This is a genomic window from Sphaerospermopsis kisseleviana CS-549, from assembly GCF_028329225.1.
Classification (GTDB): Bacteria; Cyanobacteriota; Cyanobacteriia; order Cyanobacteriales; family Nostocaceae; genus Sphaerospermopsis; species Sphaerospermopsis kisseleviana.
The window spans coordinates 20,578-27,662 of sequence record NZ_JAQMTI010000024.1; the positions used below are offsets into that span (position 1 = coordinate 20,578).

General features: G+C 36.1%; 5 protein-coding genes. 1 reads left to right on the forward strand and 4 read right to left on the reverse strand.

Going from position 1 to position 7,085, the window contains the following annotated elements; genetic code table 11:
- Nucleotides 1-38 precede the first annotated feature (38 nt).
- Nucleotides 39-1,418 carry a CmpA/NrtA family ABC transporter substrate-binding protein gene (locus PN497_RS01700; RefSeq protein ID WP_096569500.1) on the reverse strand — a complete coding sequence of 460 codons (1,380 nt, stop codon included), beginning with the start codon at nucleotides 1,416-1,418 and terminating at the stop codon, nucleotides 39-41.
- 564 nt (nucleotides 1,419-1,982) lie between these two features.
- Between PN497_RS01700 and PN497_RS01705 the strand changes: the two genes are divergently transcribed.
- Nucleotides 1,983-3,275, forward strand: coding sequence for a recombinase family protein (locus PN497_RS01705; RefSeq protein WP_096569499.1), 1,293 nt, complete (start codon nucleotides 1,983-1,985; stop codon nucleotides 3,273-3,275).
- 538 nt (nucleotides 3,276-3,813) lie between these two features.
- Here PN497_RS01705 and PN497_RS01710 read toward each other — a convergent pair.
- The 3 genes from PN497_RS01710 to PN497_RS01720 form a co-directional block, all read right to left on the reverse strand.
- Nucleotides 3,814-4,566 (reverse strand): amino acid ABC transporter ATP-binding protein, encoded by a 753-nt coding sequence (locus PN497_RS01710; protein ID WP_096569496.1) that lies wholly within the window; start codon nucleotides 4,564-4,566, stop codon nucleotides 3,814-3,816.
- 128 nt (nucleotides 4,567-4,694) lie between these two features.
- Nucleotides 4,695-5,717 carry an amino acid ABC transporter permease gene (locus tag PN497_RS01715; protein ID WP_096569493.1) on the reverse strand — a complete coding sequence of 341 codons (1,023 nt, stop codon included), beginning with the start codon at nucleotides 5,715-5,717 and terminating at the stop codon, nucleotides 4,695-4,697.
- 174 nt (nucleotides 5,718-5,891) lie between these two features.
- Nucleotides 5,892-6,818 (reverse strand): amino acid ABC transporter permease, encoded by a 927-nt coding sequence (locus PN497_RS01720; RefSeq protein ID WP_096569490.1) that lies wholly within the window; start codon nucleotides 6,816-6,818, stop codon nucleotides 5,892-5,894.
- Between the last annotated feature and the right edge of the window lie 267 nt (nucleotides 6,819-7,085).

Genomic DNA, 7,085 nt, shown 5'->3' on the forward strand with positions numbered 1-7,085 from the left:
TTCTCTCCTAAAATTGGCTGATGATTAATGATAAATAACTAAGCACTAACTTTCTTAATTGTCAAACTCTTGATGTATGCCTCTGGATCTTCAGGATCGAATTTTACACCATCAAAGAATGTTTCGACACCGCGAGAGGTAGTAGCAGGAATATCCGCAGTAAAACCAGCTTCTTTTGCTGCTTCTTTCCAAATATCTTCCCGGTTAACTTTATCAATTAAAGCTTTAGCTTTTGCCCCTTTATTAGCAATGTAATCTTTTGGTAAAAAGCCCCATCTCACGCTTTCAGTGATAAACCATAAATCATGACTCTTGTAGGGATAAGAAACACTACCTTTACCGTCTTTCCAGTACAAAGCAGCCATTGTTTTATCATTAATCTTACGGCCATCTCCCATGTCATAATTACCCATGAATGGGTCAATTAAAATCTCTACAGGTAAGTTGAAATAATTTCTGCCAGCTAATATTTCCGCCGCTTCTTTGCGGTTATCAAAATTATCTAACCATTGTTGTGCTTCCATGATGCCTTTTAATAAGGCTTTTGTTGCTTTAGGATGTTGATCAACCCAGTCTGCACGCATGGCAAAATATTCTTCGGGGTGATCTTTCCAAATTTCTGCTGTCAATGCAGCCATAAAGCCAATTTTGTCTTTCACAATTCTATAAGGCCAAGGATCTCCGGTACTGAAAGCATCCATTGTTCCTGTTTTCATGTTGGCTACGGTTTGCGCTGCGGGAACAGTCAACAATTTAATATCTGTATCTGGGTTAATACCACCAGCAGCTAACCAATAACGAATCCAAAAATCTTGGTTAACTCCAGGAAATGTTTGCGCTGCGGTAAATGGTGTGGGGGATGATTTTAATTGAGCAAATAAAGATTTAGCTCCTGCAAGTTGCAAAGTTACACCTTTACCTGCGTGTTTGTTAGCAATGGCAATACCATTACCATGTGTGATTAATTGACATAAAACATACATGGGAATAGGTTTATTACCTTTAGTAATTTTACCTTCGGTAATTAAATGTGGCATGGGCATTTGCCATTGTCCACCATCAATCCCACCACCAGCAGAACCAATTTCTATATTATCTCTGGCCGAACCCCAAGAAGCTTGTTTAGAAACCGCTACATCAGTCATGCCATATTTAGCAAAGAAGCCTTTTTCTTTGGCAATAATTAATGGAGCAGATTCAACGATGGGAATATATCCTAATTTAACTTTTGTAGTTTCTGGTTGTTGTTCTGCACTAATATTCGCTACTGGTTGAGCAGTATTAGTTGTATTCGTACCGCCTGTGTTACCTGCTTCGGGAGGGTTGCCTAGACAGCCTTTCAGGAATACTGCACCTGCTGAAGCTCCGGCAGTAACGATAAATTTACGGCGAGAAATTTGATTCAAAAAGTCAGACATAAAATACATCTCCTGGTTTTGCAAATCTATTTTTTAGCCATGAAAATTACCACAAGAAAAATTTATTTCTTGCACTTGCATACAATATATTCAGTCGTGCTAAGTTCTCATTTTCCGACGGAAAATGCCTAACTTAGCTATGAAAACAAAGGCGGATTACTGTGATTTGTTGGATGAGTTACAAAAAATTTCTCAACCATTGAAAATTAGTTTACAGGTTTTTTTAAGGAATGCAACTACTTGGAGAGCTAAATCTTAAATAAATATTAGATTAGACATATAAGTAAAAATTTATAAATAGAGATAAATTTTGCTAAAAGTTTCTAATATATATCTTGAGACTGATGATTATGATTAGGTTTAGGCTATGCAATCCGTAGGTATTGGTTTAGTTTATTACCCTCAAAGGGCATGATATAAATAATTTTGATATTCTCTATAAGATTAAATCTGCAATCATAGATGAATCTTATTTGGTGACTGGTGACTGGGGAAACAGGAAATATTTATCTTTCTCCTGACTCCTGACTGTTGATAACTAATAACTGATATAAATGAAAACTAATGAAAATTATTGCTTATAGCTATAGTGATCCACTGTTGGAAACTACTCCCGATGAAGCTAGTTGGGGTTGGGAAGTAGATCACATTTATCAAGACCTGGGAGAGCGATCGCAACTACAACAATTAATAAGTGACTGTGAAACCGAACCTGCAAATTATCTGTTGATTCGACGTTTAGAAGAATTGGGAGATACATTAGCACAAGTGAGCGATCGCCTCAACCAATTAGAAGCTATGGGCGTAATAGTCATTGCTACTGAACAACAATATACATCTGAATCTGCTAAATTCCGTGTCGAACTCCTCAACTTACTCCAAGAAATTCAGCGTCAACAACGTAGTCGCCGCATCCTTCAAGGACACGCTAAAAATCGTCTCGAAGCCTTACCACCTCCAGGTAAAGTTCCCTATGGCTACCGTAGAAGCAAAGACAAATATATTATTGATCGCAGTACATCACCTATAGTCAAAGATTTTTTTGACAACTTTCTACTTTATGCTTCTCTACGCGGTGCTGTTCGTTATCTAGCCAAAAAATACGCTAAAAAAATCTCTGTCACTACCGGCAGACGTTGGTTAACAAACCCCGTTTATCGTGGTGATACAGCTTATCAAAATGGAGAAATTATTTCTGACACTCACATAGGTATCATTTCCAGGGAAGAAGCAGCGCAAGTTGACAGACTTTTACGCCGCAATAGTCGTTTACCATCTCGTACCGCTAGTGCGCCCCATTCTTTAGCGGGGTTAGTTGTTTGTAGTCAATGTCAGTCTAGAATGATAGTCACTCGTGTTACCCAGCGTTTTCAAGAACATGAGTATTTATATTTACGCAATACAAATTGTCCCCAAAATCCTAAATGTCGTGCTATTCCTTATCAAGATGTTTTGGAAAAGACAATTGAAATTGTTTGTCAAGATTTACCTTTAGCAGTTGCAGGAATGAATTTTCCCCAATTAGATACTATTAAAAATAGTTTAAATCATAAAATTGCACATCAACAACAAATCCTTGAACAGTTACCCACCTTGATAGAAACTGGAGTTTTAGATCCAGAAACAGCTAAAATCAGAGCTTATAAACTTCGCACAGAAATTTCTCAAATGCAAGCCAAATTAGCTATTCTCCCTCCTGTCAACTTGCGTGCTGTTGCTGAAGTTGTTTCTATTCCCCAATTTTGGTTAGATTTATCAGAAGTAGAAAGACGATTTTATTTAAGAGAATTTATCCAGCAAATAGAGATAATTCGTCAAGGTGAAAACTGGCATTTACAGGTAAATTTCATTTTTTAATAAGTTTTAATAAGTAGGGGTTGCTGATAGCGGAGCGTCGCGTAAGCCTTCAATAATGGACAATTACAGCTATTTTCAGGTAAATAAACCACATTTTGATTTAGGTTTCTTGATTTAGGTTTCGCGTCAAAAATGTAGGGGCGAAGCATTCGGATGATAGTCTTCGGTAAAAACCGATAATTAATTGTCCGAATGCTTCGCCCTGACTGTGGTCTAAGAGGATGTTTTAAAAGTCCCTCATGATGTATCAAAAATTTTAGATCCCCCTAAATCCCCCTTGAACAGGGGGACTTTGATTCTAGTTACCCCCTTATTAAGGGGGGTTAGGGGGGATCTGCAAGTGTATAAAGTCGCCATCTAAAACTTTTCAAACAACCTCTAAAGACATAAAAACTGCTGTAACAATTAAAAATTGACAATGAAACAATTATCAATTGTCAATTGTCAATTGTCAATTGCTAAAAGTCTTTTCGTGGAAATCAGGAATTGGTGATTCAAAACCTACCGACTCCTAACTCCTGACTCCTTGATCTCCTACCTAAAGAATTTGTGATAAAAACTTCCTTGTTCTCTCTTCCTTGGGTTCAGTAAAAAACACATCAGGAGTTGCTTCTTCAACCAAAAAACCACCATCCAAAAACACCACTCTATCAGCAACTTCCCGCGCAAAACCAACTTCATGAGTTACAACCACCATCGTCATTCCCTCACTAGCAAGGTTTCGCATCACATCTAAAACTTCTCTCACCATTTCCGGATCTAACGCAGAAGTCGGTTCATCAAACAACATAATTTTTGGTTGCATAGCTAACGCACGCGCAATAGCTACCCGTTGTTGTTGTCCCCCTGATAACTGTCCTGGATATTTATTTGCTTGGGCTAAAATTCCCACCCTTTCTAACAGTTGCATTGCTAATTCTTCCGCTTTTTGTTTTGGTAATTTACGTACCCAAATCGGTGCTAAAGTGATATTTTGTAAAACTGTTAAATGGGGAAATAAATTAAACTGTTGAAACACCATCCCCGCTTCTCTGCGGACAGCTTCAATATTTTTTAAATCACTACTTAAAGTAATTCCATCAATAGTTATTTTTCCCTGTTGATATTCTTCCAAAGCATTAAATGTTCTGATAAAAGTTGATTTTCCTGAACCGGAAGGACCCATTAAAACAACAACTTCACCCCGGTTGACTGTTAAACTCACTCCTTTAAGAACGTGAAATTTACCATACCACTTATGAACATCCTCAGCGATAATAATTGGTGCTTTTATTGTTTCTTGTGCTTTCATATATTTCAACCTCAATTGAATAATTGTCTATAGCTGTAGACAAGGTAATTAGAACATTTAGTAAAACGATAACTTATACAATTAAAAGCTTTTAATACTGTCACCTGTCACCTGTCACCTGTCACCTGTCACCTGTCACCTTGCTTTTCTAACCTGCGAGAAGCTAAAGACATTGAATAACAAAATACCCAATAAATTGCCCCAATAAATATATAAACTTCTGCATATCTCCCTAAAAATCGCGGTTGTGCTAAAATAGAACGAGCAATTCCTGTTAATTCCACCAAACCCACTAAAGATAACAATGAAGTATCTTTAAATAAACCTATAAACTGTCCCACAATTGCCGGAACTACAGCGCGTAAAGCTTGGGGCAATATAATTAATATTAACACTAAAACTGAATTTAATCCTAGTGCCTTTCCTGCTTCAAATTGTCCCCTGGAAATTGATTGTAAACCACCGCGTACATTTTCAGCCATATAAGCAGCACTAAATAAAACCAGTCCCGCAATTCCTCTAATTAAGCGATCTAAACGTAAATCATTTGGTAAAAATAAAGGTAACATAACTTGGGCAATAAACAAAATTCCTATTAATGGTAGTCCTCTAACTATTTCAATATAAAGAATAGAAAACCAGCGAATTATCAATAAATTACTGGTTCTTCCTAATGCTAATAATACTCCAATGGGAAAGGAAAGAACAATACTAACAATTGCCATTAATAATGTTAACATGAACCCATTCCACAGATTTGTGGAAACAGATTTTAAACCAAAACCTCCTCCAATTAACCAGATATTAATTGCAAAAGATAATAACCATGCTGGTGCAAGCCAAGGTGTGATAAATTGAGAAAATCGGTTTTTGATGACATTTTGTTTTTTGGTAAATAAACTCCAGGTTATCACACTTAAAGTTGTGATGATTCCTAAAACTATCCACAAACGCCAATATAAGGTTTTAGGAAATCTCCCCACTAAAAATAAATGTAAATTGGCTTGAATAACTTGCCATTGTGCTTGAGTAAATACCCAAACTACTATTCCTTTAATTATCCAAAAGAGAAAGATTAAACACAGAATACTTAATACTGTATTATACCAGTTATTAAAGAGATTTTTCCTTAACCAAGTTAATTTATTCATGGGTTATTGTTTATTTATTATTGTTCTCGTTCCCATACTCTGTATGGGAATTAATTATAGAAGAATCTGGCTTATATTAAACCATAGTCAGAGACTATGTGATAGCATTCCCCGTCTCAGACTGGGAACGAGATAACAATTATCAATTGTCAATTGTCAATTATCAATTGATAACTATCTTTCTTTGATCTGAAATTTATGATTGATTAAATTCATCATCAAGGAAATAATTAAACTAAGAGTGAGATAGGTAAGCATAATTAATATCATCACTTCTACAGCTTTTCCCGTTTGGTTAAAAGTGGTAGAAGCAACAAAATAAATATCTGGATAACCAATAGCGATCGCCAAACTAGAATTTTTAGTTAAATTCAAATATTGACTGGTAAGTGGGGGAATAATTACCCGCAAAGCTTGGGGAAAAATAATCAACCGCATTAACAAAGTTGATTTTAAACCCAAAGATAAACCCGCTTCCCATTGTCCCTTAGCTACTGATTTTATCCCACCTCTGACAATTTCGGCAATAAACGCACCTGTGTAAAAAGTTAACCCTAATAACAATGTCGAAAATTCTGGAGTTAAGTTAAAACCCAGAACTTCTAAACCATTTTGACTAAGTTTAATGAAACCAAAAACAGAAATTTTATTTTCTAAATTTGGTAAACTCAGAAAAACTGCAAAGTACCAAAATAACAACTGTAATAATAAGGGTGTGTTTCTAAAAATCTCCACATAAACTAAACTGATATTTCTCACTAACCAATTATCAGATAAACGCGCAATTCCCGCAGTTATTCCCACAATTGTTGTGAGGATAATTCCCAAAATTGCTACACGCAAGGAATTAATTAACCCAACCCATAAAGCACGCAGATAGGTATCAGTGGGATTATAGTTAATAGGAGTTTCGCCAATATCAAAAGACGCTTGTTGCTGGAGAAAATCAAAACCAAAGTTAATTCTTAATTGCTGTAAGTTGCGGTTGACATTTATCCATAATATAGTAACTATAGCTATTGCTAAAATGACAGCTATAACTTGTGTTGCAATTTGCAAAAAACGATAATCACGCCATATCGGTGGTTTGGAATTATTCATTATTCATTAGTTATAGTATTTACCAAGCTAGTGAGGTACAGAGTTTTTTATCTTAGGGAATTGGTAATTGGTAATTGGGAATTGGTAATTGGGAATTGGTAATTGGTAATTGGTAATTGGGAATTGGGAATTGGTAATTGGTAATTAGTAATTGGTAATTGGGAATTGCTGATTAAAAAACATAAAATTGATTACCCAGTCACCAGTCCCCAGTCCCCAGTCACCAGTCCCCAGTCACCAGTCCCCAGTCCCCAGTCACCAGTCCCC